Origin of the sequence: Dietzia sp. PP-33 (assembly GCF_033790845.1) — a bacterium.
Lineage (GTDB): Bacteria > Actinomycetota > Actinomycetes > Mycobacteriales > Mycobacteriaceae > Dietzia.
Map to the genome: position 1 here is coordinate 404,211 of NZ_JAMYEI010000001.1, position 24,100 is coordinate 428,310.

22 protein-coding genes and 3 tRNA genes are annotated in these 24,100 nt (G+C 70.7%); 9 read left to right on the forward strand and 16 right to left on the reverse strand.

Annotated features, from left to right (window positions below; genetic code table 11):
• Positions 1–3: 3 nt before the first annotated feature.
• Positions 4–525: a gamma carbonic anhydrase family protein gene (locus NJE57_RS01975; protein ID WP_319026680.1), complete on the reverse strand. Its 522-nt coding sequence runs from the start codon at positions 523–525 to the stop codon at positions 4–6.
• A gap of 9 nt (positions 526–534) precedes the next feature.
• A complete protein-coding gene (thiL, locus tag NJE57_RS01980; protein WP_319026681.1) occupies positions 535–1,521 on the reverse strand; it encodes a thiamine-phosphate kinase in 987 nt (328 codons plus the stop codon).
• Between the two features lie 112 nt (positions 1,522–1,633).
• On the opposite strand from thiL, the gene NJE57_RS01985 reads away from it, so the two are divergent.
• Positions 1,634–2,257, forward strand: coding sequence for a DUF3515 domain-containing protein (locus NJE57_RS01985; protein ID WP_319026682.1), 624 nt, complete (start codon positions 1,634–1,636; stop codon positions 2,255–2,257).
• A 16-nt stretch (positions 2,258–2,273) separates the two neighbouring features.
• Here NJE57_RS01985 and NJE57_RS01990 read toward each other — a convergent pair whose 3' ends face one another.
• Together NJE57_RS01990 and NJE57_RS01995 are read right to left on the reverse strand one after the other, a co-directional pair.
• On the reverse strand, positions 2,274–3,380 hold the full coding sequence (locus NJE57_RS01990) for a D-alanine--D-alanine ligase family protein (RefSeq protein WP_319026683.1): 1,107 nt from the start codon (positions 3,378–3,380) through the stop codon (positions 2,274–2,276).
• Between the two features lie 10 nt (positions 3,381–3,390).
• Entirely contained in the window at positions 3,391–4,389 is a 999-nt protein-coding gene (locus NJE57_RS01995; protein ID WP_319026684.1) for an NAD(P)H-dependent glycerol-3-phosphate dehydrogenase, read from the reverse strand.
• A 109-nt stretch (positions 4,390–4,498) separates the two neighbouring features.
• On the opposite strand from NJE57_RS01995, the gene cofC reads away from it, so the two are divergent.
• Genes cofC through NJE57_RS02010 form a run of 3 tightly spaced genes read left to right on the forward strand, consistent with a single transcriptional unit; the run spans position 4,499 to position 8,243 of the window.
• Positions 4,499–5,233, forward strand: coding sequence for a 2-phospho-L-lactate guanylyltransferase (gene cofC / locus NJE57_RS02000; protein WP_319026685.1), 735 nt, complete (start codon positions 4,499–4,501; stop codon positions 5,231–5,233).
• On the forward strand, positions 5,230–7,326 hold the full coding sequence (locus tag NJE57_RS02005; protein WP_319026686.1) for an RNA degradosome polyphosphate kinase: 2,097 nt from the start codon (positions 5,230–5,232) through the stop codon (positions 7,324–7,326). The genes cofC and NJE57_RS02005 overlap by 4 nt, the downstream gene beginning before the upstream one ends.
• Positions 7,323–8,243, forward strand: coding sequence for an NUDIX hydrolase (locus NJE57_RS02010; protein ID WP_319026687.1), 921 nt, complete (start codon positions 7,323–7,325; stop codon positions 8,241–8,243). Before NJE57_RS02005 ends, NJE57_RS02010 begins: the two co-directional genes overlap by 4 nt.
• 61 nt (positions 8,244–8,304) lie before the next feature.
• Here the strand turns inward: NJE57_RS02010 and NJE57_RS02015 are convergent, their stop codons facing one another.
• The 3 genes from NJE57_RS02015 to leuC all read right to left on the reverse strand — a co-directional run bounded on the left by NJE57_RS02015 (position 8,305) and on the right by leuC (position 10,887).
• Positions 8,305–8,685 (reverse strand): HU family DNA-binding protein, encoded by a 381-nt coding sequence (locus tag NJE57_RS02015; protein WP_319026688.1) that lies wholly within the window; start codon positions 8,683–8,685, stop codon positions 8,305–8,307.
• A gap of 124 nt (positions 8,686–8,809) precedes the next feature.
• Positions 8,810–9,415 carry a 3-isopropylmalate dehydratase small subunit gene (leuD, locus tag NJE57_RS02020; RefSeq protein ID WP_319026689.1) on the reverse strand — a complete coding sequence of 202 codons (606 nt, stop codon included), beginning with the start codon at positions 9,413–9,415 and terminating at the stop codon, positions 8,810–8,812.
• A gap of 5 nt (positions 9,416–9,420) precedes the next feature.
• Positions 9,421–10,887 (reverse strand): 3-isopropylmalate dehydratase large subunit, encoded by a 1,467-nt coding sequence (gene leuC, locus NJE57_RS02025; protein WP_319026690.1) that lies wholly within the window; start codon positions 10,885–10,887, stop codon positions 9,421–9,423.
• Between the two features lie 70 nt (positions 10,888–10,957).
• Between leuC and NJE57_RS02030 the strand changes: the two genes are divergently transcribed.
• On the forward strand, positions 10,958–11,659 hold the full coding sequence (locus NJE57_RS02030; protein ID WP_319026691.1) for an IclR family transcriptional regulator: 702 nt from the start codon (positions 10,958–10,960) through the stop codon (positions 11,657–11,659).
• A 273-nt stretch (positions 11,660–11,932) separates the two neighbouring features.
• Here NJE57_RS02030 and NJE57_RS02035 read toward each other — a convergent pair whose 3' ends face one another.
• Positions 11,933–12,787 carry an ABC transporter substrate-binding protein gene (locus tag NJE57_RS02035; RefSeq protein ID WP_319026692.1) on the reverse strand — a complete coding sequence of 285 codons (855 nt, stop codon included), beginning with the start codon at positions 12,785–12,787 and terminating at the stop codon, positions 11,933–11,935.
• Between the two features lie 90 nt (positions 12,788–12,877).
• Positions 12,878–12,950 (reverse strand) — tRNA-Glu (locus NJE57_RS02040).
• Between the two features lie 114 nt (positions 12,951–13,064).
• Here NJE57_RS02040 and NJE57_RS02045 point away from each other — a divergent pair.
• The 3 genes from NJE57_RS02045 (at position 13,065) to NJE57_RS02055 (ending at position 16,450) form a co-directional block, all read left to right on the forward strand.
• Positions 13,065–13,787: a TetR/AcrR family transcriptional regulator gene (locus NJE57_RS02045; RefSeq protein ID WP_319026693.1), complete on the forward strand. Its 723-nt coding sequence runs from the start codon at positions 13,065–13,067 to the stop codon at positions 13,785–13,787.
• Positions 13,784–15,364 carry an MDR family MFS transporter gene (locus tag NJE57_RS02050; RefSeq protein ID WP_319026694.1) on the forward strand — a complete coding sequence of 527 codons (1,581 nt, stop codon included), beginning with the start codon at positions 13,784–13,786 and terminating at the stop codon, positions 15,362–15,364. Before NJE57_RS02045 ends, NJE57_RS02050 begins: the two co-directional genes overlap by 4 nt.
• A gap of 111 nt (positions 15,365–15,475) precedes the next feature.
• Positions 15,476–16,450 carry an acyl-CoA thioesterase gene (locus tag NJE57_RS02055; RefSeq protein ID WP_319026695.1) on the forward strand — a complete coding sequence of 325 codons (975 nt, stop codon included), beginning with the start codon at positions 15,476–15,478 and terminating at the stop codon, positions 16,448–16,450.
• 74 nt (positions 16,451–16,524) lie between these two features.
• Here the strand turns inward: NJE57_RS02055 and NJE57_RS02060 are convergent.
• From NJE57_RS02060 to gltX, 3 genes are all read right to left on the reverse strand, one after another.
• Positions 16,525–16,597 (reverse strand) — tRNA-Glu (locus tag NJE57_RS02060).
• Between the two features lie 54 nt (positions 16,598–16,651).
• Positions 16,652–16,723 (reverse strand) — tRNA-Gln (locus tag NJE57_RS02065).
• 80 nt (positions 16,724–16,803) lie between these two features.
• Positions 16,804–18,288: a glutamate--tRNA ligase gene (gene gltX, locus NJE57_RS02070; RefSeq protein ID WP_319026696.1), complete on the reverse strand. Its 1,485-nt coding sequence runs from the start codon at positions 18,286–18,288 to the stop codon at positions 16,804–16,806.
• A 121-nt stretch (positions 18,289–18,409) separates the two neighbouring features.
• Between gltX and NJE57_RS02075 the strand changes: the two genes are divergently transcribed.
• Positions 18,410–19,540, forward strand: a complete 1,131-nt coding sequence (locus NJE57_RS02075) for an isochorismate synthase (protein ID WP_319026697.1) — start codon at positions 18,410–18,412, stop codon at positions 19,538–19,540.
• A gap of 36 nt (positions 19,541–19,576) precedes the next feature.
• Here the strand turns inward: NJE57_RS02075 and NJE57_RS02080 are convergent, their stop codons facing one another.
• The 4 genes from NJE57_RS02080 to NJE57_RS02095 all read right to left on the reverse strand — a co-directional run bounded on the left by NJE57_RS02080 (position 19,577) and on the right by NJE57_RS02095 (position 24,069).
• On the reverse strand, positions 19,577–20,371 hold the full coding sequence (locus NJE57_RS02080; protein WP_319026698.1) for a fumarylacetoacetate hydrolase family protein: 795 nt from the start codon (positions 20,369–20,371) through the stop codon (positions 19,577–19,579).
• Positions 20,372–20,381: 10 nt separating this feature from the next.
• Positions 20,382–21,095, reverse strand: a complete 714-nt coding sequence (locus tag NJE57_RS02085; protein ID WP_319026699.1) for an exonuclease domain-containing protein — start codon at positions 21,093–21,095, stop codon at positions 20,382–20,384.
• On the reverse strand, positions 21,095–22,957 hold the full coding sequence (locus tag NJE57_RS02090) for a DUF294 nucleotidyltransferase-like domain-containing protein (protein ID WP_319026700.1): 1,863 nt from the start codon (positions 22,955–22,957) through the stop codon (positions 21,095–21,097). Before NJE57_RS02090 ends, NJE57_RS02085 begins: the two co-directional genes overlap by 1 nt.
• A gap of 92 nt (positions 22,958–23,049) precedes the next feature.
• Positions 23,050–24,069 (reverse strand): 3-isopropylmalate dehydrogenase, encoded by a 1,020-nt coding sequence (locus tag NJE57_RS02095; protein WP_319026701.1) that lies wholly within the window; start codon positions 24,067–24,069, stop codon positions 23,050–23,052.
• Between the last annotated feature and the right edge of the window lie 31 nt (positions 24,070–24,100).

Sequence of the window (24,100 nt, forward strand, 5' to 3'; positions counted from 1 at the left end):
GGGTCAGTCGAGCCGTCGGAGTTCCGAGCGGTACCGCATCGCGTTGTCGTGGTACTTCTGCGTGTTCCCGTCCAGCATCGCCGGGTCCACCTCGTACCCCTCGCGGATCCTCGCGGGCGCCCCCATGGCCATGCGCCGGGCGGGCAGCTCGAACCTCGGCGGGATGAGGCACCCGGCGGCGACGACCGCCCCCGCGCCGACCACGGAGCCGTTGAGCACGATCGAACCGGAGGAGATCAGCGCACCGTCGCCGATGGTGGCGCCCTCGATGTGCGCGTTGTGTCCGACGATGCAGTGCTCACCGATCACGGTGGGCTCCGACTCGGTGCAGTGGACGATCGTCCCGTCCTGGACGTTGGACATCGCGCCCACCTCGATGCGCCCGTAGTCGCCGCGCAACACCGCGGTCGGCCACACCGAGACGCCCGGGCCGAGGCGGACGCGGCCGATCACCACCGCGTCCGGGTGTACCCACGCATCGGGGGCGATGTCGGGTTCGAGGTCTCCGAGTGCGTAGACGGCCATGGCCCCAGCCTAGTTCGCCCCCCGCGCGGAGTCCCAGCCCCCCGGGACCCTGGGGATGCCGTCGACCGTCACCTCCCCGGGGACACCGCCCGAGATCGTCCCGATCACGGTGAACCCCTCGGGCACGGCCGCGCCGGGGGGGAAGGTCCCCAGGAGTCCGTGGTCCTCTCCGCCGTCCAGCACCCAGTCCAGGACCTGCGCGTCCGGGTCGGGGGCGCCCAGCAGCGCGGCGGCCTCGCGGAGACGGGGGTCCACGGGGAGGGCGTCGACGACGAGGTCCGCCGCGACGCCCGAGGCCCGCGCGAGGCCCGCCAGGTCACGCAGCAGACCGTCGCTGACGTCCGTGAGCGCGTGGGCCCCGGCGAGGCGCGCCGCCCTGCCGGACCCGATCGGGGGAACGGGGACCCGATGGGCCTGCTGCAGGGGCCCGTCGGTGTGACCCGCCAGCAGCAGCGCCAGGCCCGCCGCCGAACGTCCCGGGCTCCCGGTGAGCGCCACCCGGTCGCCGGCCGCGGCCCCGTCGATCCGCAGGGGCCGCGCGCCGTCGGGGAGGGTGCCGATCGCCGTCACACCGACGATGACGATCCGGGCGCTGGTGAGATCACCGCCCACCACCACGGCCCCGGACCGAGCGGCCTCGCCGTGGATGCCGGCGGACAGCTCACGGATCTGCTCCATGGTCGTCTCCCCCGGCACCGCCAGTGCCACGAGGACACGCGAGCAGTCGGCGCCCATCGCCAGGACGTCCGAGACGTTCTGCGCGACGGCCCGGCGGCCGACGTCCCCCCAGCCGGTCAGGTCCAGACGGAAGTGGGTGCCCTCGACGAGCATGTCGGTCGTCACCACTGTCGCGGCGGCCGGACCGAGGACCGCGGCGTCGTCGCCGTTGCCCACCGGATCTCCCGCGTCGGGGCCCCGCGGCCCGCTCAGCACGGCCAGCACCGCGGCCTCCCCCACGTCCGCGACGGTGGGGGGCCGCTCGGTCGACGGGCTCATCGGTGTCCTCGGTGGTCAGGCGCCGTAGGTGGCGACGGGGGTCTGTAGCGTAGCCGTCAGGCTAGCGGCCGCCACCCCGGGCGGCCGACCGCAGTAGAGAGGAACACCCGGCGTGGGCACCACGGGCACGGACTCGCACGACAGGGACGACGCGGGTCCGGCCGGATCACGGCCCCCCGGTCCCGCCTCCACACCTCCGGTCCCCCACCTCGTCGTGGTGGCCGCGGTGGTCATCCCGCTCGTGGTGCTCGTCGTGGTCCTGGTCCTGGTGCGGGGCGTCAGTGAGGACGCCACCGAGGCGTCCGCGAACGAGCCCGTCACCGCCGTGACCATCCCGGCTCCCGGCGCGGAGTCCGAGGAGTGCCTGACCCTGGTGGAGGCGCTCCCGGACTCCCTCGGGGACGCGGACAGGGTGCCGTTCACCGAGCCCGCCCCGCCGGGTGCCGCGGCGTACCGAATGCCCGACGCCGAGCCCGTCGTCGTCCGCTGCGGTCTCCCCGCCCCTCCGACCTTCACGGTCGGGACGTCACTACAGGAGGTCAACGGGGTCCGGTGGTTCAACGAGCCCGACCCGGACCCGGCCGTGACGTCGTCCACCTGGGTCGCCGTCGACCGGCCGCAGTACGTCGCGGTCACGCTCCCCGGGGCCAGCGGTACCGGCCCGATCCAGGATCTCTCCGACGCACTCACCGAGAGCCTCGACACGGTCGAACCGCGGCCGGCGCCGATCCGATGACCTCCTCGGCCGGTGGTCAGTCCATCGCGAGCGCGGTCCGCAGGAGCGTGTCGAGCAGGGTCGGGTAGTCGACCCCCGTCGCCGCCCACATCTGCGGGTACATCGAGATCGGGGTGAATCCCGGCATGGTGTTGACCTCGTTGATCACCGGACCGTCCTCGGTGACGAAGAAGTCGACGCGGCTCAACCCCCGAGCATCCAGCGCGTTGAACGCCTCGACCGCCAGCGCCCGCAGGCGGGCCGTCTGCGCGGCGGGGAGCCGGGCGGGCAGGTCGAACGTGCACACGTCGTCGAGGTACTTGGTGTCGAAGTCGTAGAAGGCCTCGCCCTCCGACTCGCCCTCGCCACCCGTCGGTTCCCCCGGGATGTGGAGTTCGGCGGGCAGACTCGCCTCCACCCGGCCGTCCGGGTACTGGAGGACACCGCACTCGACCTCGCGGCCGAGGATGGCGGCCTCCACGATGACCTTGGGGTCGAAGCGCCGGGCCTCGACGATGGCGGCCTCGAGGTCCTGCGCCCGCGACACCTTGGTGATGCCGATGGACGACCCACCACGCGCGGGCTTGACGAACAACGGGAGACCGAGTCGTGCGAGGTCCGCCTCGGGGAGCGCACCGGACCCCGGTCGAAGCACCACCTGCCGACCGATCGGCAGGCCCGCCGCACCCAACACGACCTTGGTGAACTCCTTGTCCATCCCGGCAGCGCTGGCGAACACGCCCGGGCCGACGTACGGGATGCCGGAGAGTTCCAGCAATCCCTGCACGGTGCCGTCCTCCGCGTGGGTGCCGTGCATGACGGGGAAGACCACGTCCACGCGGGCGACCTCCTCGCCTGCCCGCTCGCCGTCCACGAACCGGAGGACACCGCGGTCGTCGGCGGACAGCCCCAGCGCGACCTGAGGTCGGTGCGCGTCGACCACCGGCATGCTGCGGTCGACGATGCGCAGGTCCGAGACGTCGTCGGGGCCCAGGGTCCAGGTCCCCGAGCCGGTGATGCCGACAGGGACCACGTCGTAGACGGCAGCGTCGAGATGGGCCATGACGGCGCCGGCGGACACGCAGCTGACCGAGTGCTCGGTGCTGCGGCCGCCGTAGAGGACGGCAACGGTGATGCGATTCACCGGGCCGAGGCTACTCGGGCTTGGTGCTGCGTCTCATCAGGCGCACCGCCACCTCCACGGCGTCACCCCCCTCGTGACAGATCTCGTGGACGGCCTCGGTGAGCGGCATCTCGACCCCCACCTGTCGGGAGAGCGCCCGGATGGAGGTGCACGACTTGACGCCCTCCGCGACCTGTCCGTTGGTCGCCTCCTGCGCCTGCTCCAGGGACTCCCCCCTGCCCAGCCGCTCGCCGAAGGTCCGGTTGCGCGAGAGCGGCGAGGTGCAGGTGGCGACCAGATCGCCGAGCCCGGCGAGCCCGGCGAAGGTCATCTTGTTGGCCCCGAGCGCCACCCCCAGCCTCGTCGACTCCGCCAGTCCTCGCGTGACCAGCGTGGCCATCGTGTTGTCCCCCAGTCCCATGCCCGAGGCGATACCGCACACCAGCGCGATGACGTTCTTGGTGGAGCCGCCGATCTCGCAACCCACCACATCGGTGTTGGTGTACGGGCGGAAGTAGGGCGTGGTGAACGAGTCCTGCAGGCGGGCCGCGCGGTCGACATCCGGGCATGCGATGACTGTCGCCGCAGGCTGGCCCTCGGCGATCTCCCGCGCGAGATTGGGCCCGGACAGCGCGGCGATCCTGCTCTCCGGCAGTCCCGTCACCTCGGCGACCACCTGACTGATGCGCATCAGGGTCCCGGTCTCGATTCCCTTGGCCAGGGAGATGACCCCGGCTTCCGGCTCGAGGAAGTCCACCCAGGTCTCGAGGTTCCCGCGCAGGCTCTGGGACGGCACCGCCAGGACCACCTCGTGGGAGCCCGAGAGCACCTCGGCGGGGTCGGTGGAGGCGGTGACCGTCGCCGGCAGGACGATGTCCGGGAGGTATTTGTCATTGCAGTGCCGCTCGTTGATCCCGCGGGCCACCTCGTCGCGGCGGGCCCAGAGGACGACCTCCGATCCCGCGTCCGCGAGCACCTTGCCGACGGCGGTCCCCCACGACCCCGCACCCATCACCGCGACCCGCGCCATTTCGCCTCCCGGCTCGTCGTACCCCACCCGAGCCCGTCACAGGTGGATCCTGAGCAAACGCTACCCGGCCCGCCGCGCTCGCGAGGCTCTGCTGGCAGGATGACAGGCGATGAGCACGGTGGCGGGTGACGGGTCGGCGGACGGCGGGTGGACGATAGTCGTGCCCGTCAAGGCCCTCGACCGTGCCAAGAGCCGACTCGCCCCCGCTCTCACCGCGACCGGGAGACGAGCACTGGTGCTCGCGATGGCCGAGGACGTCCTCCGGGCCTGCGCCTCCACGCCCGGTGTCTCCCGGGTCCGTGTCGTCACCTCCGACCCAGACATGACGGCGCTCGCACGAGACCTCCTGCCCGACATGGTCCCGTGCGACATAGTCCCCGAGCCCCCCCACGCCGCGGATCGGGCGGGCGACCCCCTCAACACGGCCCTGGCCGCGGCGATCCACGGCGTGCCGGGCCCGGTGGGGGTGGTGACCGCGGACCTGCCCGAACTCCGGGCGGCCCACCTGGCCCGCGTGCTCGATGTCGCGGGCACCCACCCGCACTCGGTGGTGCCCGACCATCGTGGTGCCGGGACGACGATGGCGTTCTGGACCGGTACCGCCGTGGCACGTGTCCCACGGTTCGGGGTCGACTCCGCCGCGCGGCACCTGGCCGAGGGCGGCGCGGTGCCCCTCCACGACGCCGACCCCTCAGGCGCGGCCACGCGTGACGTCGACACCCCCGCGGACGTGGCGGCGCTGACCGACCGTGCCGTGGGCGAGGCCACGACGGCGGTTCTGCGGACCCCCGCTGTGGCACAAGGTGCTCACGCCGCCGGGGTATCGGCCACAATGGTCCGGTGACCGTAGACGAGCCCGTACTCGAACAACTCCCCCGACCCCGTGACCGCTACCTCAACCGCGAACTCAGTTGGCTCGACTTCAACGCCCGGGTGCTCGCCCTGGCGGGCGAGCAGGATCTCCCCCTGCTGGAGCGGGCCAAGTTCCTGGCGATCTTCGGGTCGAACCTGGACGAGTTCTACATGGTGCGGGTGGCAGGACTGAAACGACGCGACAAGACCGGGTTGTCGGTCAGGTCCGCCGACGGCCAGACACCCGCCGAGCAGCTCGGACGGATCAGTGTCCGGACCCGTGAACTCTGCGACGAGCAGACCCGGTTGTTCCACGACGAGATCCGGCCCCAGCTGGAGCAGAACGGGATCCGGATCCTGCCGTGGGGCGACCTGACCGCCGACGAGCGGTTCTCCCTGGCGGAGCTGTTCCGGAACTCGATCTTCCCGGTTCTGACCCCCCTGGCCGTCGACCCGGCGCACCCCTTCCCCTACATCTCCGGGCTCAGCCTCAACCTGGCGGTGATAATCCGCGACATCGGGTCGGGGCAGGAGCACTTCGCCCGGGTCAAGATCCCCCACAACGTGCCCCGCTTCGTCCGGGTGGACCGCGGGGCCGAGGACGAGTACTCGTTCGTGCCCGCCGAGGAGATCATCGCGGCCCACCTGGGAGATCTGTTCCAGGGCATGGAGATCGTCGAGCACCACGTCTTCCGCGTGACCCGCAACGCGGACATGGAGGTCGAGGAGGACCGCGACGAGGACCTGCTGCAGGCACTCGAGCGCGAGCTCGCCCGTCGCCGCTTCGGGTCCGCCGTACGCCTCGAGATCGCCGAGGACATGACCCCCCGGATGCTGCGGATACTCCAGCACGAACTCGACGTCGCCTCGGCGGACGTGATCCGGTTCTCGGGCCTGCTCGATCTGACGGGGTTGTGGCAGATCCACGGGCTGGACCTACCCGACCTCAAGGACCCGGCCATGGTCCCGGCCACCCCACCGGCGTTCGGTGAGCGGGAGACGGCCCGGAACATCTTCGCCTCCCTCCAGGAGGGCGACGTCCTGGTGGAGCACCCGTACGACTCGTTCGCCACCACGGTCCAGCGCTTCATCGAACAGGCCGCCGCGGACGACAACGTACTGGCCATCAAACAGACCCTGTACCGGACGTCGGGTGACTCCCCCATCGTCAACGCCCTCGTGGACGCCGCGGCCGCCGGGAAACAGGTGGTCGCGCTCGTCGAGATCAAGGCACGTTTCGACGAGCAGAACAACATCCGGTGGGCCCGCGAACTCGAGCAGGCCGGCGTCCACGTGGTGTACGGGCTGCTGGGCCTCAAGACGCACTGCAAGACGTGCCTGGTGGTGCGCAAGGAGGGAGACCGCCTGCAACGCTATGCCCACATCGGCACCGGAAACTACAACCCCAAGACGGCCCGTCTCTACGAGGACGTGGGGTTGTTCACCGCCGACGAGGATGTCGCCTCGGACCTGACGGACCTGTTCAACCACCTCACCGGGTTCTCGAACGTCTCCAAGTACCGGCGTCTGCTCGTGGCCCCGGAGGGCATCCGGTCGGGGATCATCGAGAGGATCGACCGCGAGATCGCCCTGGCGGCCGAGGGACGTGCGTCGGGCATCCGGCTCAAGGCCAACGCACTCGTCGACGAGCAGATCATCGACGCCCTGTACCGCGCATCCCAGTCGGGCGTGCCGGTGGAGATCGTCGTCCGGGGCATCTGCGCGCTACGGGCCGGCGTCCCCGGTCTCAGCGAGAACATCCACGTCCGCTCGATACTCGGTCGGTTCCTGGAGCACTCCCGGATCCTGAACTTCCTCGGGGCCGACGAGGTCCTGATCGGCAGCGCGGACATGATGCACCGGAACCTGGACCGCCGCGTCGAGGTGATGACGACCGTCACCGACCCCCGGCTCAAGGCGCAGGTCCACCGCATCTTCGACTCGGCCCTCGATCCGGCCACGCGCAGTTTCCACCTGCAGCCCGACGCCTCGTGGGCCCGGATGCCCGCCCCCGGGGACCGGTCCGGCTCGGTCGACCACCAGGAACGCATGGCCTCGGCCCACGCCGGGTTCCGGGACCGATGAGCAGAAAGTCGAGCGGGAGCAATTCGCGCGTCCGCGTGGTCCCCGCGGCGGGGGCCGTCCTGTACCGCATGGACGGCCGCTCGCCCCGCTGCGCGGTGGTCCACCGGCCCCGATACGACGACTGGTCACTGCCCAAGGGAAAGGTCGACCCCGGCGAATCGCTGCCGGTCACCGCGGTGCGTGAGCTCGCGGAGGAGACAGGGTTCATCGCGGCACTCGAAGCGAGGATCGGGACCACCGCGTACCCGCTCAAGGAGAGCACCCGGAAAGAGGTCACCTATTGGTCCGCCCTCGCCCACGGCGGTGGCTTCGAGCCGAACTCGGAGGTCGACGAGATCCGGTGGCTCCCCGTCGACGAGGCCAAGGAGTTGGTCTCCTATGCGTTGGACAGGAAGATCCTCACCCGCTTCGACGCGGCCCGGCAGGTGGACTCGGTCCTCCTGCTGGTCCGTCACGCCAAGGCGGGGAGCAGATCCGAGTGGAGTGGGCAGGACGCGTCACGTCCTCTCGACAAGGCCGGGCGGGCCCAGGCCGAGCTGCTCGCACCGATGCTCCGTGCGTTCGGCGTCCGGCGGCTACACAGCGCACCGAGGGTGCGCTGTGAACAGACCCTGTCCCCGCTGTCCGATGAGCTCGGGGTGGGGATCTCCGTCGAGCCGACGCTGAGCGACGAGGCGTACCAGGAGGATCCCTCGGCCGCCAGGGAGCGGCTGATCGAGCTCGTCGCCGGCGAGGGCGTCGCGGCGGTGAGTTCGCAGGGAACGGCCGTCCCCGGGCTCGTCGACGACCTGGCCGCGCGGGCGGGGATCGAGGTGGGGAGCACCGCGACCAAGAAGGCCGGGGTCTGGGGGCTGGGTTTCGACGGCGGGACGCTGGTGTTCGCCGACTACTACCCGAGTCCGCTCCCGGTGCTGTGAGCGGCGCCCCTCGACCGGTCCCGTCCCTCGACTGACCCGGTCACCCGACGGGCCCGGCTGCTCAACTGACCTTGTCGCGGTGGTTCACGCCGTTCTTCCCGACACCCCCGAAGGACTGGTGGGAGCTGGACCGCTTCGCGGCGAGTCGTCCCTCCGGGAGGGTCTCACTGCCCTGGACCACGGACTTGAAGTACTGGCCCGGGCGGAATGCCGGCGAGTAGGTGGGCGGTACGGGGATGGACTCGCCGGTATGCGGGTTACGCGCGACCCTGGCCGCGCGGGCACGCTTCTCGAAGATCCCGAAGCCCATGATGGTGATGGACTCCCCCGACGACACCGTCCGCACGATGATGTCGAGTGTGTTCTCCAGCGCCTCGGTGGCGAGTTGCTGGTCTCCGCCCATCCGGTCCGCCAGTTCGGCGATTAGGTCGGCCTTGTTCACGAGGGTCCCCCTTAGGGTGAGTACGCTCGCGCGGAGGAAGACCGCGCCGTATGAAATAAAAGCATACTCACACATCGCCGTCGCACGGGGGTCCATCGCGGAGGCGGCTGCCCAGGGCCGGTGTTCAGCGCCTTTCGGGGAGGGTGGTGACGGGCTTGAACGCCGGTCGGTGATCCTCGAACTCCGCGATGGCATCGGCCCGCCGGAGGGTGAGCCCGATGTCGTCGAGCCCCTCCATCAGGCGCCAGCGGGTGTAGTCGTCGATGTCGAACGGGACGGTCACGTCCCCCGCGGACACCGTCCGCGTACCCAGGTCCACGGTCAGCTCGATCCCGGGCTCCTCGTCCATGATCTTCCACAGGAGTTCGACGTTCTGCTGCTCGACCTGCGCGGCAACGAGGCCCGACTTGCCCGAGTTGCCCCGGAAGATGTCGGCGAAACGCGCCGAGATGACCACGCGGAACCCGAAGTCCTTCAGAGCCCACACCGCGTGCTCGCGGGACGAGCCGGTGCCGAAGTCCGGTCCGGCCACGAGCACGGAGGCGCGGTCGTACGGCGGACGGTTGAGGACGAAGTCGGGTTCGTTCGCGCGCCACGAGGAGAACAGGCCGTCCTCGAACCCGGTGCGCGTGACGCGCTTGAGGTACTCGGCCGGGATGATCTGGTCGGTGTCCACGTTGGACCGGTGCAGCGGTGCCCCGATTCCGGTGTGGGTGGTGATCGGCTCCATGGTGATCAGGCCCCCTTCGCGGGCTCGAGATCGGCGGGCGAGGCCAACCGCCCGACGACGGCGGTGGCCGCGGCGACCGCCGGGCTGACGAGGTGGGTGCGGGCGCCCTTGCCCTGGCGGCCCTCGAAATTGCGGTTGGAGGTCGAGGCACAACGCTGTCCGGGCTCGAGTGAATCGGGGTTCATCCCCAAACACATCGAGCATCCGGGTTGCCGCCACTCGGCGCCGAAGGCGGTGAACACCCGGTCCAGGCCTTCCTCCTCGGCCTGCAACCGGACCTGCATCGATCCGGGCACGACCAGCATCCGCACTCCCTCGGCGACCTCGCGGCCGTCGATGATCCCGGCCACGGTCCGCAGGTCCTCGATGCGCCCGTTGGTGCACGAACCCACGAACACCACGTCGACGGGGACCTCGCGCAGCGGCGTGCCGGCCTCGAGATCCATGTAGTCGAGTGCGCCCTGCGCGGCGATGCGTTCGCTCTCGTCCCCGAAGGTCTCCGGGTCGGGGACGGCGGAGCCCAGGGGCGCACCCTGGCCCGGATTGGTCCCCCAGGTGACGAACGGGGTGAGCGCGGAGCCGTCGACCACGACCTCGGTGTCGAACACGGCGTCGTCGTCGGTCCGCAGGCCGTCCCAGTACTCGACGGCCGCGTCCCACTCCTGCCCCCGGGGCGCGTGCGGCCGACCCCGGAGGTAGTCGTAGGTGGTCTGGTCGGGCGCGATCATGCCGGCCCGGGCACCGGCCTCGATGCTCATGTTGCAGATGGTCATCCGCGCCTCCATCGAGAGCTTCTCCACGGCCTCGCCGCGGTACTCGATGATGTGGCCCTGCCCGCCGCCTGTCCCGATCTGGGTGATGACCGCCAGGATGAGGTCCTTGGCGGACACTCCCGGTTGCAGCTCACCCGTCACCGTGACGGCCATCGTCCTGAACGGCCGCAGGGACAGCGTCTGGGTTGCCATGACGTGCTCGACCTCGGACGTACCGATGCCCATCGCGATGGAGCCGAACGCCCCGTGGGTCGAGGTGTGCGAGTCGCCGCACACCACGGTCATGCCGGGCTGGGTGAGCCCGAGCTGGGGGCCGATGATGTGGACGATCCCCTGGCCCGGGTCGCCCATCGGGTACAACCGGACCCCGAACTCGTCACAGTTGCGACGCAGGGTCTCGATCTGGGTCCGGGACACCCGGTCGGCGATGAGGTTGGTCGCGCCCCCGACGATGTCGGTCGGGACGTTGTGGTCCTCGGTCGCGATCGTGAGATCCGGACGGTGCAGGCCACGACCCGCCAACCTGAGCCCGTCGAAGGCCTGCGGGCTGGTGACCTCGTGGATGAGGTGGAGGTCGATGTAGACCAGATCGGGCCCGCGGGACTCGCCCTCACCCTCTCCCCTGACCACCACGTGGTCGTCCCACACCTTCTCCGCCAGGGTCCGGCCCCGGGTCGCCCCGGACGGTGTCACACTCATCACGCCTCCAGTCCACGTCCCGGGCGTTGAACCGATAGATTCTCACCATGTAGGACGCTATAGTCGAACTGTGAGACAGTATAGCGGGATCGGAGTCCTCGACAAAGCCATGACGGTGCTCCACGCCGTGGCTGAGCAACCGTGTGTCCTCTCGGACCTCTGTGAGCGCACGGGGCTCCCCCGGGCCACCGCACACCGGCTCGCGGTGGGGCTGGAGATCCACCAGCTCCTGTCCCGCGACGACGCCGGTGTCTGGAGTCTCGGGCCCGGATTGGCCAAGCTCGCCGCGCACGCGGCGGACTCCCTGGCGGAGGCCGCATCCGCCGTCCTGCCCCGTCTGCGCGAGGCCACCGAGGAGAGCGTGCAGGTCTACCGCCGCGAGGGCGACCACCGGATCTGCGTGGCCTCCGCCGAGCCCCCCACCGGCCTGCGGGACACCGTCCCGGTGGGCGCGATCCTGCCGATGAGCCGGGGCTCCGGCGCCAAGGTCCTGGCGGCGTGGGCCGATCCCGCCACCCAGCGCGCGCTCCTTGTGGACGCGGCCTACACGGAACGGCAGCTCGCCGAGGTGCGCCGGCGGGGTTGGGCGCAGTCGGTGGCCGAGCGCGAGGCCGGGGTCGCCTCCATCTCCGCGCCCATCCGGGACGCGACGGGCGCAGTGGTCGCCGCGATCTCCGTCTCGGGCCCGGTCGACCGCATCGGTCGACGCCCGGGGGTGCGCTGGGCGGCCGATCTGCTCGCCGCCGCGGACGCGATCCACAAGAGGCTCTGACCTCCCGCGCGGCGCGCCCCGGGCTGACGCGCAGTGCGACATCCGCGCGCGCACCCGTCGACCCGCATCACAGCCGCTCCTGTCGATGCACTCCCGCCCGCGCAGCGGTGCGGGCGGGAGTACATCGCGACCGGCGGCACGACATCCGCGCGCGCGGATGGACTGCGCGAGATCGCGACGAGCGTGCAGGTGGATCGCCCCGGCGGAGGCGCCCGAACCGACGTGGGGCGGCGACAGCTCGCCATGCCGGCCGACGCCCATGCCAGCCGACGCCTATGCCGGCCGACGCCCGTCCGCCAGCCGGTCGAGCGCCCACGGCAGGCTGGTGACGCTGGGTTGACGTACCGCCGCCACCAGGTCGCCGTCGCGCGGATCCACCCGCGCCACCTGCACTCCGGGCCGCCGCAGCTCGCGGTACGGGACGGGCTCCGGATCGGAGATCACCTCGAAGCCCAGATCCCGGAGCTCCCGGCCGAACGGCGAACCGTCCTGGAGGGTGGCGACGGGGGTGTCGGGACGGGCGCCGGTACCGACGACGACGACGAGGGCCTCGACCCCGAGCCGCCGCTGACCCCGGGACCACGCGTCGAGTGCATCCTCCGTGTCGGCCGCGGGCGGAGCCGGGTCGCGATCGACCGCACCGGCCACCAGGTCGAGGTGCTCCCGCCACCCCGGCCGGCCGTCGGGGTCGACGATGACGGTGGCGAGCTGCTCGAATCCGCGCAACTGCGCCTCGGAGACGTCGGCGGCGGCGAGCGCGAAGGCGTCGACGCCGAACAGCAGCAGCGAGCGCAGGCTGGGCGGTCCCGACCCGGCCCAGTCGGGCTCCGGCGGGGACGGCCGCTCGCGCCAGGGCCGGGGCCCCGTCCCGTCCGCGGCCCACGCGACCTCCGGTTCCATCCCGAGTGCGAGTACGACGTCCAGGTCCGCGGAGGAGAGGGTGCCCAGGCTCCGGACCGGCGAGTCCTCGGTCGGTGTCCGGACCGGGGCGGGAGGCGCGAGCGGGTCACTCGTCGAGACGGCCGGGCTCGTCGTCGTCGATTCCCCGCCCGCGCCACACGCGGTCAGGCCGGCGAGGCCGAGTCCGGCGCCGAGCGCCAGGCGGAGGACGTCGCGGCGTGAGTTCACGCCGGAATCCTCTCACGCCCCGAAATGCGCCCCGAAATGCGCGATGTCCCGGCTCCTCGCTCTCGCGACGAACCGGGACAACTACTGACGTACCCCCGATGGGATTCGAACCCACGCTACCGCCGTGAGAGGGCGGCGTCCTAGGCCGCTAGACGACGGGGGCCTGGTACGCATCGACAGTAGCGGCCGGACCTGTCGACCTCCAAATCGTCGGGCCCGACGTCATGCACCAAGTGCAAATATGCACCGAGTGCACTTTCCGGGTACGCTCTCCGTCATGACCTCCCCTCCCGATGCGGATTCCCTCCGCGAGCGCAAACGGCGCTCGACGATGGTGGCCATCGAGACCGCCGCGACCTCGCTCGTCCTCGAGCACGGGTACGACTGCGTGACGGTGGATCAGATCTGCTCGCAGGCCCAGGTGTCCAAGCGCACGTTCTTCAACTACGTGCCCTCCAAGGAGGCGGCCGTCATCGGTTCGCCGCCGGCCGAGGTGCCCGAGGGCCACCGCGCGGACTTCCTCGACGCGGTCGACCCCGACGTCCCCGGTGCGCTGCTGCGCCTCTTCCTCGGCGCGTTCGAGGCCGCGCGCGTGGCGGACGACGCCCAGACCGCGGTCCTGGCCCATCGGCGACGGGAGATATTCCGCGCGAACCCGGAACTCGGAGCGGCACGGATGACCGCGTCGTACCGCTTCCAGATCCGGTTGGTGGACCTCGTCACCGAGCACTTCCGACGGCACCCCTTCCTGCGCAGCCTGGACGGTGTGCCCGCCGAGGCGGAGGCCCGCGCCTGCGTGGCCCTGGTGGCGGCCTCGGCCAACCTCGGGTTCTCCACCTGGCTGACGAGGGAGGCGGCGACGTTCGACAACCTCCACGTCGAATGCGCGACCGCGCTCCGACAACTCGCCCTCCTCGTCACCCGGCCCGCCGACTCCGAGCCCAATGTCACCGAGCCCAGCGTCACCCACCACTCCGAGCACACGGGAACACCTTCATGAGCGAGACCAGCGTCCACACCGAGACCACCCGGGATCCGGACCGGCCCACCCCGGCCACCCACAACGTTCCGCTGGTCTTCACCTCCCTGCTGCTCGGGATGCTCATCGTGTCCCTGGGACAGATGATCTTCGCGACCGCGTTGCCGACGATCGTCGCGGACCTGGGTGGCGTGGACAAGATGAGCTGGGTCATCACCGTCTATCTCCTCACCATGACCATCGGGCTGCCGGTCTACGGGAAGCTCGGCGACCAGATCGGTCGCAAGCCGCTCTTCGTCGCCGCGATCCTGCTCTTCCTCGGTGGGTCCGTGCTCGGCGCGCTCTCGTGGAACATCGATGTGCTGATCGTCTCGCGCGCAGTCCAGGGACTGGGCGGGGGCGGTCTCATGGTGCTGTCCCAGGCCATCGTCGCCGACGTGGTCCCCGCCCGACAGCGGGGACGGTACATGGGTGTCATGGGGGCGGTCTTCGGGCTGTCGTCGATCCTCGGTCCACTCCTCGGCGGGTTCTTCACCGAGGGCCCGGGCTGGCGGTGGGCGCTGTGGTTCAACCTGCCGATCTGCCTGCTCGCCCTGGTGGTGGCCGTTCTCTATCTCCGGTTGCCCAACCGCGGCACCGGCCGCAGCACCGACTGGCCCGGCACGGTCCTCATGGTCACCGGCACCACCGCGCTCATCCTGGTGTCGTCGTGGGCCGGACGCCGGTACGCGTGGACGGACCCCGCGATCGTCGGCCTCACCGGGCTGTTCCTGTTCTGCGCGGTGGCGTTCGTCCTGGTCGAGCTCCGGTCCCCGCATCCACTGATCCCCATGACCCTGTTCGCGCAGCGCAACTTCGCGCTCTCCACCGCCGCCGGACTCATCATCGGTGTCGCGATGTTCGGGACCATCACGTACCTGCCCACCTACATCCAGATGGTCCACGGGCTGGGCCCCACCGACGCGGGCCTGATGATGACGCCGATGATGGGCGGGATGATGGGCACCTCGATCATCGTGGGCAACATCGTGAGCCGGACCGGCCGCTACAAGTGGTACCCGGTGGCCGGGACGATCATCATGTCCGTGGGCCTGTGGCTCATCGGTTCACTCGAGGCCTCCGACACCCTGCTCCACCTCGGGGTCGTGCTCTTCGTCTTCGGCTTCGGTCTGGGCCTGTGCATGCAGCTGCTCGTCCTCATCGTCCAGAACTCGTTCCCCGTGTCGATGGTCGGGACCGCCACCGCGTCCAACAACTTCTTCCGCCAGATCGGCGGGACGCTGGGGTCGGCGGTCGTCGGATCCCTGTTCGTCAGCCGCCTGGCCGACCTCATGGGAGAACGGATCCCCGCCGCCGCGGCCGGGATGGGGCCGGAGGGAGCCGAGGTGGCGCAGTCGTTCGCGAACGGCTCCGGAGCGGCCAACTCGATGAGCCCCGAGATCCTCGCCGGCCTGCCCGGCCCTCTGCACGACGCGATCGTGGGGTCGTACAACGACGCCCTGGTGCCGATCTTCCTCGTCGTGGTGCCGCTACTGCTGCTCGCCACGGTCCTGCTGCTGTTCATCCGCGAGGACGCGCTCAAGGAGACGGTCGACTGACGGGCCCGGGTGCTCACCGCCCGGCTCGAGCCGGGTGAGAATCTCGTCACGTGTTCAACACGCGCGGCAACCGTGCTGCAACGCACCGTGATTAACGTGCCGGAGGTGCCGATGACCAGAGAGACCGTCCTCCGCTTCCTCGCCGCCCCGACCGACGTCGGGACGGGCGAACAAGTCCATACCGGCCGCATTCTCGAGTGGCTCGACAAGGCGGCGTACGCGCAGGCCGCGGCCTGGAGTGGTGGCTACGCCGTCACGGCGTACGTCGGCAACGTGCGCTTCTCGAGACCCGTGCACTCGGGGATGCTCGTGGAGGTCTCGGCGCGCCTGGTCCACACGGGCACCACGTCGATGCACATCCAGTGCGATGTCCGGGCGGCCGATCCGGTGTCCCTGGAGTACCGCCACTGTGCGGAGTGCCTCGTCGTCTTCATCGCCGTCCGGGACGGCGTCCCCGTTCCCGTCCCGTCCTGGGAACCCGCGTCACGGCTGGAGGTCCACGAGGCGGACGAGGCGGTCATGCGGATCACCCTCCGGAAGGACATCGAGGACGCCATGGCCCGCCAGACGTATTCGGAGGACGGCACCGCGCCCCGGTCGACACTGCGGTTCCTGGCCGCGCCGCGCGACGTCAACTGGGGTGGGAACGTCCACGGCGGCCGGCTGATGTCCTGGATCGACGACGCGGCCAATCTGTGCGCGACCCGGTGGTCCGGGACCCCGTGCACGTCCGTCTATGCGGGCGGGGTCCGCTTCTACCACCCGGTGCGGATAGGGCACGTGGTGGAGGTCGAGGCGCGACTCCTGCACACCGGCCACGAGACCCTCCACGTGTCCGTGCACGTCCGGTCGGGCGATCCCACGTCCTCGGAACGAGTCCTCACGACGCACTGCCTCACCGTCTGCGCGGCACTGGGCCTCGACCACCGCCCCACCCCGGTACCCCGCTGGGACCCCGTGTCCGCCGAGGACCGCGCCCTCGACGATCACGCACGTCAACTCATGCGGTTGCGGGGTCGGGGCCGTGTGAACGGTCCCGGTCCGGCCCCCGATGACTACGGGGCGTTCGCGTCGGCCTCGGCCTGAACGCGTGGGAGGAGCCACCATACGACGACAGCGCCCGGAGCGAGATCTGCTCCGGGCGCTGTCGTCTGTAGTTGTACCCCCGATGGGATTCGAACCCACGCTACCGCCGTGAGAGGGCGGCGTCCTAGGCCGCTAGACGACGGGGGCTCAGGACGTGGATCCGCGAGGGATCCACTGCAGCGAGCGCGGTGACACGCTCAGCTGGCCTACCAGGACTCGAACCTAGAACGACGGTACCAGAAACCGCTGTGTTGCCAATTACACCATAGGCCACTGTATTCACTTGTCCGCCCCGTGCGGGGCGACCTCGAAGAGACTATCAAATCACCAAGGGTGAATAGCAAATCGCCTGGTCATTCCGCGATCGGCGCAGCACGGAGACGGGAGAGGGTGGCCTCCCGACCCAGTAGTTCCAGCGACTCGAACAGGGGAGGCGAGATGTGCGATCCGGTGACCGCGACCCGCACCGGCCCGTAGGCCTTGCGCGGCTTGATCCCCAGTTCGTCCACCAGCGCCCCGGACAGTGCCGCCTCGATCACCGGAGTGGTCCACTCCTCCACGGACTCGAGTGCGGCCACCGCGGCGTCGACGACCTCACGGGCCTCGGGCTTGAGGTTCTTGGCGGCCGACTGCGGGTCGACGGTGAACCCCGCATCGTCCACCACCAGGAAGTGGATGAGACCCCACGCGTCGGACAGGACCACGATGCGGGTCTGCAACAACTCCGCCACGACAGTCCAACGTTCGCCGTCCAACCACTCGGGCAGTGTCAGGCCGTCCTCGGACGGGTGGGCCTCGAGGAACTCCCGCAGACGCCGTGCGAACTCCTCCGGCGCCAACTGCCGGATGTGCTCGGCGTTGATCGCGTCGGCCTTCTTCTGGTCGAACCGAGCCGGGTTGGAGTTGACCTGGCGGATGTCGAAGGCGTCCACCATCTCGCCGAGCGAGAACACGTCGCGGTCGTCCGACAGCCCCCAGCCCAGCAGCGCGAGGTAGTTGAGCAGGCCCTCGGGGAGCATGCCGCGGTCGCGGTGCAGGAACAGGTCGGACTCCGGGTCCCGCTTGGAGAGTTTCTTGTTGCCGTCCCCCATGACGAACGGCAGGTGCCCGAACTCGGGAACCCGGTCCGCCACGCCGATCCGTGTCAACGCGCGGTAGAGCGCGATCTGCCGGGGGGTCGAGCTGAGCAGGTCCTCGCCCCGCAGGACGTGGGTGATCTTCATGAGTGCGTCGTCGACCGGGTTGACCAGGGTGTACAGCGGGATCCCGTTGCCCCGGGTGAGGGCGAAGTCCGGAACGGTACCGGCCTTGAACACGGTCTCGCCTCGGACGAGGTCGTTCCAACCCAGGTCCTCGTCCGGCATGCGCAGACGGATCACCGCGCCCCGGCCCTCGTCACGGTAGGCCTGCTTCTGCTCCTCGGTGAGATCCCGGTCGAACCCGTCGTATCCGAGCTTCGGATCGCGTCCGGCCGCACGGTGGCGTGCCTCCACCTCCTCGGCGGTCGAGAAGGACTCGTACGCCTCCCCCGCCTCGACGAGCCTGCGCACCACCTCGAGGTGCTGGTCCCGTCGTTCGGACTGCCGGTACGGCGCGTACGGTCCCCCCACCTCCGGTCCCTCGTCCCAGTCCAGTCCGAGCCACCGGAGCGCGTCGAGCAGGGCCTGGTAGGACTCCTCCGAGTCGCGTGCGGCATCCGTGTCCTCGATGCGGAAGACGAACGCCCCGCCCGTGTGCCGCGCGTGGGCCCAGTTGAACAGGGCCGTCCGGACGAGGCCGACGTGGGGCGTTCCGGTGGGCGACGGGCAGAAGCGGACTCGGATGTCTGAGGCGGTCATGTCGTCCATCCTAGTGACGGTGCCGGCTCGCGCCCCCGCGGAGGACCGGCCTAGGATCGGCCGGGTACCCGTGGCCGCCGTCCGAGCGTGGCCCACGGCCGACGAGCGAAGGGGGCGAGCCGTGGCGTCAGGGCCCCTCCCAGACGCCGCCCGGCCGGTCACCGCACCGGATTTCCTCCTCTCCCGACACACGGGTTCGCTCCGGACGCAGGGGTCGCTCCGAGTGTTCACCGACCCGGCCGACGCGGCGCTGGCACTCCGGTCCGGTGCCTGCGGTCTGGTGGTCGGTGCGATCGGTTTCGAGCCGGATGCCCCGGCGGCGCTGGTCGAGCCGGACATCGTGGTCCGCACCGACGGCCCCCTCGAGCCCCCCGCCTACTTCCGGTCGATCCGCACCCGTGCACACGTCACCGAGGAGCTCCCACCGACCCTGGACCACCGAAATCGGGTTGCCACGGCTGTCGCCGGGATCCGGGCCGGCGGTCTGGACAAGGTCGTGCTCGCCCGCGCGGTGCGCCTGGTCGCCGAGGAGTCCATCGACCCCCACGCGGTGTGCGCTGCCCTCATCGACTCGAGCCCGTCCGCCGACGGCTACCTCGTCGACCTCTCCCCCGCGGGCGGCGACCACGCCGGTCGCGTGCTGGTGGGATCGAGCCCGGAACTGCTCGTGCGACGCCGCGGCGACATCGTGGAGTGCCATCCCCTCGCCGGATCGGCCCCGCGATCAACCGACCCGGCGCGGGACCAGGCCTCGGGTCGTGCACTCAGGGAGTCGGTCAAGGACGCCTCCGAACACTCCTTCGTGGTGGACTCCCTCGCGGAGGCGCTGGCCCCCCTGTGCCGCGACCTGGACATCCCCGCCCGGCCCTCCCTCGCCTCGACCCGGGAGATGTGGCATCTGGGAACGCGGATCCGGGGACGCGTCGCCGACCCCCGCACCACCGCCCTGGACCTGGCGTTGGCCGTACACCCCACCCCCGCGGTGTGCGGAACCCCCACAGAGGAGGCACGTCGGGTGATCGCGGGCGTCGAGGGCGTACGCGGCTTCTACTCCGGTGCGGTCGGGTGGGCGGAGGCGGGTGGCGACGGCGACTGGATGGTCACCATCCGCTGCGCCGAGATAGACGCCGACCGTTCCGGCGCGATCGCCTGGGCGGGCGGGGGACTCGTCGCCGATTCGGACCCCGACGACGAGGTGGCCGAGACGGCCGCCAAGCTCCGCACCGTGCTCACGGCGTTGGGCGCCGTCTGACCCGGCGCCCGGTGACCGGCCGGGTCGGGAGCGGACCTACCTGTCCACCACGGGGTTGGTCAGCGCACCGATCCCCTCGATCTCGACGGTCACCCGGTCCCCGGGGAGCATCGGGCCGACACCGGCCGGGGTGCCCGTGAGCACCACGTCGCCCGGCAGGAGGGTCATGACCCTGCTGACGTACTCGATGATCTCACCCACGGTGTGCATGAACTGCGAGGTGTTGCCGTCCTGACGCACCTCCGACGTCCCGTCGGCGTGGTGGAGCGTGGTGCGCACGTCGAGGCCGTTGGGATCGAGGTCGGTGACGATCCACGGGCCGAGGGGGCAGAAGCTGTCGTAGCCCTTGCCGCGGGTCCACTGCCCGTCCGAGAGTTGTTGATCCCGCGCGGTGACGTCGTTGCCGCAGGTGTAGCCCAGGATGACCTCGTGGGCACGGGCGGCCGAGACGTCACGGCACGGTTGGCCGATCACCACGGCGAGCTCCCCCTCGTGGTCCACCCGCTCCGAACTCGGCGGGTACGCGATCGCGGCCTCCGGACCGATCACCGAGGTGTTGGGTTTGAGGAAGATCAGTGGTTCCGCGGGCGCCTCGGATCCCATCTCCTCGGCGTGCTCCGCGTAGTTCTTGCCCACGCAGATGATCTTGGAGGCGAGGATCGGGGCGAGCAGGCGGACGTCTGCCAACGGCCATTCGCGGCCGGTGAACTCGGGGGTACCGAAGGGGTGTTCCGAGATCTCGGCGCACGTGAGTGCGGCCGGATCGGCGATGTCCCCACGGACCTCGACGAAGGCGAATCCCTGCGGGTGGGCGATACGGGCGAGACGCATACCCGCGATCCTATGTCGTCCGCAGATCCCGGAGGGTCCTGACCCCGCGGTCGTGTAGCTCCGCCGTCTGGGCGAGGTACAGCTCGGCGCACGCGAGGGCGTCGACGAGAGCATCGTGCGCCCGGTATCGGGGCAGGCCGTACCGCTCCCGGGCGCTCCACAGCCGCAACCGGTCCGGGGAGGACTCCGGGGCGAAGCCCCTGTCGATGCCCGCTCCGAGCACCCGGCGGTGGAGCTCGAGCGTGTCTACGGCGACGAAGGTGGGTCTGACACCGTGGTGGAGGAAGCACAACGACGCCAGGAAATCCGTTTCTATACGGCTGTAGTGAGCGACGAGCACCCGCCCGGCCAACGCCCCGAGGATCCGGTCCAGGAAGACGTCCCCGCCCACACCGGTCGCCACGGTGTCGTCGGTGATGCCGTGGAGCGTGGCACTCTGCCCCACGCCGTCGTCATCCTCCGCGTGCGCTCCCCGCAGGAGCATCGACTCCGCACCACCGAGGACGATCCGGTCACCGTCCACCGGCACCGACCCCACCGACAGCACCCTGTCACGGCGTGGCTCGAGCCCGGTGGTCTCCACGTCCACGGCCAGCAGTGGTAGCTCACCGAGAGGAGTCGACGGCCCCGGTGGCGGCGTCTCGAGGTAGTGCCGGAGAGGCCCCTCGGGAAGGCGCCGTGCGGCGCGGCGCCTGCGGCCCGCACCGGTGAACCACTCGCGCATCACATCTGCCCGACCCGGTACTTCAGGGCGAGTGCGCCCTGCGCCCCGGCGATGATCCGGAAGGCCGCCCGGAGCCGGTGCCGGTCTGCGGAACTCAGGGTGCCGGGATCCACGTGGTTGTCCTGCGGATCGTCGTCGGCGATCTGGCGCGCATGATGGCGATACGCGAGTCCGCGTAGGAACCGGAAGGCCTCGCCCAGGTCCTCCGCATCGGCGCGCGCGATCACTCCGGCGCCGGCCGCGGCATCGAGCCGGCCGAGGGTGGAGACCTCGTCCAGACCGGCCGAGAGGGCGTGCAACCGCGCGATCTGCACCACGGGGGCGATTCCTCCCGCCTTGAGGTCCAGGGTGTTGCGGTACTCGCCCCGCCGCGCCACCACCAGCCCGCGGAAGAACCCCAGCGGTGGGCGCCAGTCACAGGCGATGCGGGCCAGGTGTGCCAGGAAACGGGGGCTGCCCTGGGAACGGACGAGCATCTCCCGGCGCACCCGCAGGAAGAGCGAGGTGTCGCCGTGCACCGGCCGGATGTCGAAGAACACCTGCGAGTGCAGGACGGCGTCGGCCCCGGGTGCCCGCACCCAGTCCCCCACCCGCTGCTCCCACTCGTCGCACGTACGGCGCCACACCGGGTTGGTGGCCATGACATCGCCGGGGCACAGGGGGAAACCGGCGCGATCGAGCCCGGTGCACACGCGATCCGCGAGCGCGGCGAAGTACCGGTCCGCCCCCTGCACCCCCGCCGCCGCGTCGTCGAGGATGAGCGCGTTGTCCTGGTCGCTCGCCACCCCGAGCTCGCCTCTGGCCTGTGAGCCGAGACCGACCCAGCAGTACGGTACGGGCGGAGGTCCGAGTTCGCTCTCCGCCAGCGCGATCAACCTGCGTGTCGCGGCGTCCGAGGTGGCGGTGATGACGCGTCCGATGTCCTGGGGGGCGGTGCCTCGACGGACGAACTCCCCGACCAGCGCGGGTAGCCGGGCGGCCAGGGCCGCCACACCGTCCGTGTCGGGCGCCCGGGAGATGCGAGCCGCGAGGTAGACGGGATCGGTCTGGGCCAACCGGAGCAGATCTCCGCTGGTCACCATCCCCACCGGGACGCCGTTCTCGCAGACCGGCAGGTGGTGGACGCCGCGGTCGATCTGGAGGAGGGTGGCGTCGAACGCGCGGGAACCAGCGTCGACCGACACCGGGTCCGGGGTCATGATGGTCGACACCGCGGCCGTGGTGTCCCCTCCAGTGGCCACCACTTTCGAGCGCAGATCGCGATCGGTGAAGATTCCGACCACCTGCCCGGCCTCGACCACGAGCAGCGCGGACACGCGGCGGTCGGTCATGAGCTGCGCGGCGTCGCGGATGGTGGTCTCGGGGCCGGTGGTCACCGCGTCCCGGGCGAGCAGCTCCCCGACCGGTGTCCCCAGGGCGTCCCCTCCCGCGGCGTCGAGCCTGGCCGAGGCGAGATCCTGACGGATCCGATCGCTGCGCTCACCGAAGAAATGGCGCAGCCGCGGGTGCTCGGTAGCCAGGTCGTCGAAGACCTCGCGGGACATCTCGAGCAGCAGGGTGTCGGACACCGCCACCATCCGGTAGCGCGACGGGCCGTCGCGGGTGAGAGTCGAGTAGCCGAAGCAGTCACCCTCGTCCCGGGCGTCCAGCAGCACCCCGTCCGGGTCGCACACCTCCACCGCGCCGGATCGGATGATGTGCAGGGTGTCGTTCCGGGCGCCCGCCTCGAGGATCACGGTCCCCCGGCGGTGGTACCGCTGGGTGAGCCGCGCCGGTATCCGGTCGAGCTGCTCATCCGTCAGCTCGTCGAAAGGGGCGCAGCGGGCGAGGAAATCCCTCACCTCGGCGAGTTCGACGTCCATACGTCCACTCTGTACGCCCGCGACCCGCGGTGTGATCCGCTTCACGCGATTCACACCCGCGGGCCGCGGTGGCGTCAGGTCCGGTCGACCCGCTAGGTGGTCACCGCCGACACGATGCGGTCGCCGACCTCGGAGGTCACGACGGGACCGTCCCCGCGCGAACCCAGGTCGGCCTCGACGGCGGTCTCGACGCGTTCGGCCTCGTCGGTCCTGCCGACGTGGCGCAGCAGCAGCGCCACGGACAGGATGGCGGCGGTCGGGTCGGCCTTGCCCTGACCGGCGATGTCCGGCGCGGACCCGTGGACGGGTTCGAACATGGACGGGTTCGTGCCGGAGGCGTCGATGTTGCCCGATGCCGCAGTGCCGATACCGCCGGTGACGGCGGCCGCGAGATCGGTGATGATGTCGCCGAAGAGGTTGTCGGTGACGATCACGTCGAAGCGCGACGGGTCCGTGACCATGTAGATGGTCGCGGCGTCGATATGGCAGTAGTCCACCTCGACGTCCGAGAACTCCGGCGCGACCTCGTCGACGGTGCGCTGCCACAGTCCGCCCGCGTTGACCAGCACGTTGGTCTTGTGCACCAGCGTGAGCTTGCCGCGCCGCGAGCGGGCCCTGGCGAACGCGTCGCGGACGACGCGTTCGACTCCGAAGCGGGTGTTGACCGAGGTCTCGGTGCCGATCTCGTGCGGGGTGCCCACACGGATCGCCCCGCCGTTACCGGTGTACAGGCCCTCGGTGCCCTCGCGAACCACCACGAAGTCGATCTCGCCGGGGTTCTTCAGCGGGGTGGCCGACCCCGGGAAGAGCCGCGAGGGTCGCAGATTGACGTGGTGGTCGAGCGCGAACCGCAGCGGGAGCAACATGCCGCGTTCCAGGACGCCGGCGGGCACCGACCGCGGGTCACCGATCGCCCCGAGCAGGATCGCGTCGTGCCCCTTAAGACTCTCGACGTCCGCGTCGGTCAGCGTCTCCCCGTTGCGCAGGTACCGCCGCGCCCCGAGGTCGTACTCGGTCTTCTCGACACCCGGGACGAGTGCGTCCAGCACCCGGAGCGCCTCGGCCGTGACCTCGACACCGATACCGTCACCGGGGATGACTGCGAGCTTCATGATCTCCGTATTCCTCTTCACCGGTCCCTAT

What these genes read in the sequence shown, in the direction of transcription:
- thiL (WP_319026681.1), bottom strand. Translation starts at nt 1,521, where the DNA reads ATGAGCCCGTCGACCGAGCGGCCCCCCACCGTCGCGGACGTGGGGGAG.
- NJE57_RS02095 (WP_319026701.1), bottom strand. Translation starts at nt 24,069, where the DNA reads ATGAAGCTCGCAGTCATCCCCGGTGACGGTATCGGTGTCGAGGTCACG.
- cofC (WP_319026685.1), top strand. Translation starts at nt 4,499, where the DNA reads ATGAGCACGGTGGCGGGTGACGGGTCGGCGGACGGCGGGTGGACGATA.
- leuD (WP_319026689.1), bottom strand. Translation starts at nt 9,415, where the DNA reads ATGGAGCCGATCACCACCCACACCGGAATCGGGGCACCGCTGCACCGG.
- NJE57_RS02090 (WP_319026700.1), bottom strand. Translation starts at nt 22,957, where the DNA reads ATGGACGTCGAACTCGCCGAGGTGAGGGATTTCCTCGCCCGCTGCGCC.
- NJE57_RS02045 (WP_319026693.1), top strand. Translation starts at nt 13,065, where the DNA reads ATGACCTCCCCTCCCGATGCGGATTCCCTCCGCGAGCGCAAACGGCGC.
- NJE57_RS02085 (WP_319026699.1), bottom strand. Translation starts at nt 21,095, where the DNA reads ATGCGCGAGTGGTTCACCGGTGCGGGCCGCAGGCGCCGCGCCGCACGG.
- gltX (WP_319026696.1), bottom strand. Translation starts at nt 18,288, where the DNA reads ATGACCGCCTCAGACATCCGAGTCCGCTTCTGCCCGTCGCCCACCGGA.
- NJE57_RS02050 (WP_319026694.1), top strand. Translation starts at nt 13,784, where the DNA reads ATGAGCGAGACCAGCGTCCACACCGAGACCACCCGGGATCCGGACCGG.
- NJE57_RS02010 (WP_319026687.1), top strand. Translation starts at nt 7,323, where the DNA reads ATGAGCAGAAAGTCGAGCGGGAGCAATTCGCGCGTCCGCGTGGTCCCC.
- NJE57_RS01995 (WP_319026684.1), bottom strand. Translation starts at nt 4,389, where the DNA reads ATGGCGCGGGTCGCGGTGATGGGTGCGGGGTCGTGGGGGACCGCCGTC.
- leuC (WP_319026690.1), bottom strand. Translation starts at nt 10,887, where the DNA reads ATGAGTGTGACACCGTCCGGGGCGACCCGGGGCCGGACCCTGGCGGAG.
- NJE57_RS02055 (WP_319026695.1), top strand. Translation starts at nt 15,476, where the DNA reads ATGACCAGAGAGACCGTCCTCCGCTTCCTCGCCGCCCCGACCGACGTC.
- NJE57_RS02080 (WP_319026698.1), bottom strand. Translation starts at nt 20,371, where the DNA reads ATGCGTCTCGCCCGTATCGCCCACCCGCAGGGATTCGCCTTCGTCGAG.
- NJE57_RS01975 (WP_319026680.1), bottom strand. Translation starts at nt 525, where the DNA reads ATGGCCGTCTACGCACTCGGAGACCTCGAACCCGACATCGCCCCCGAT.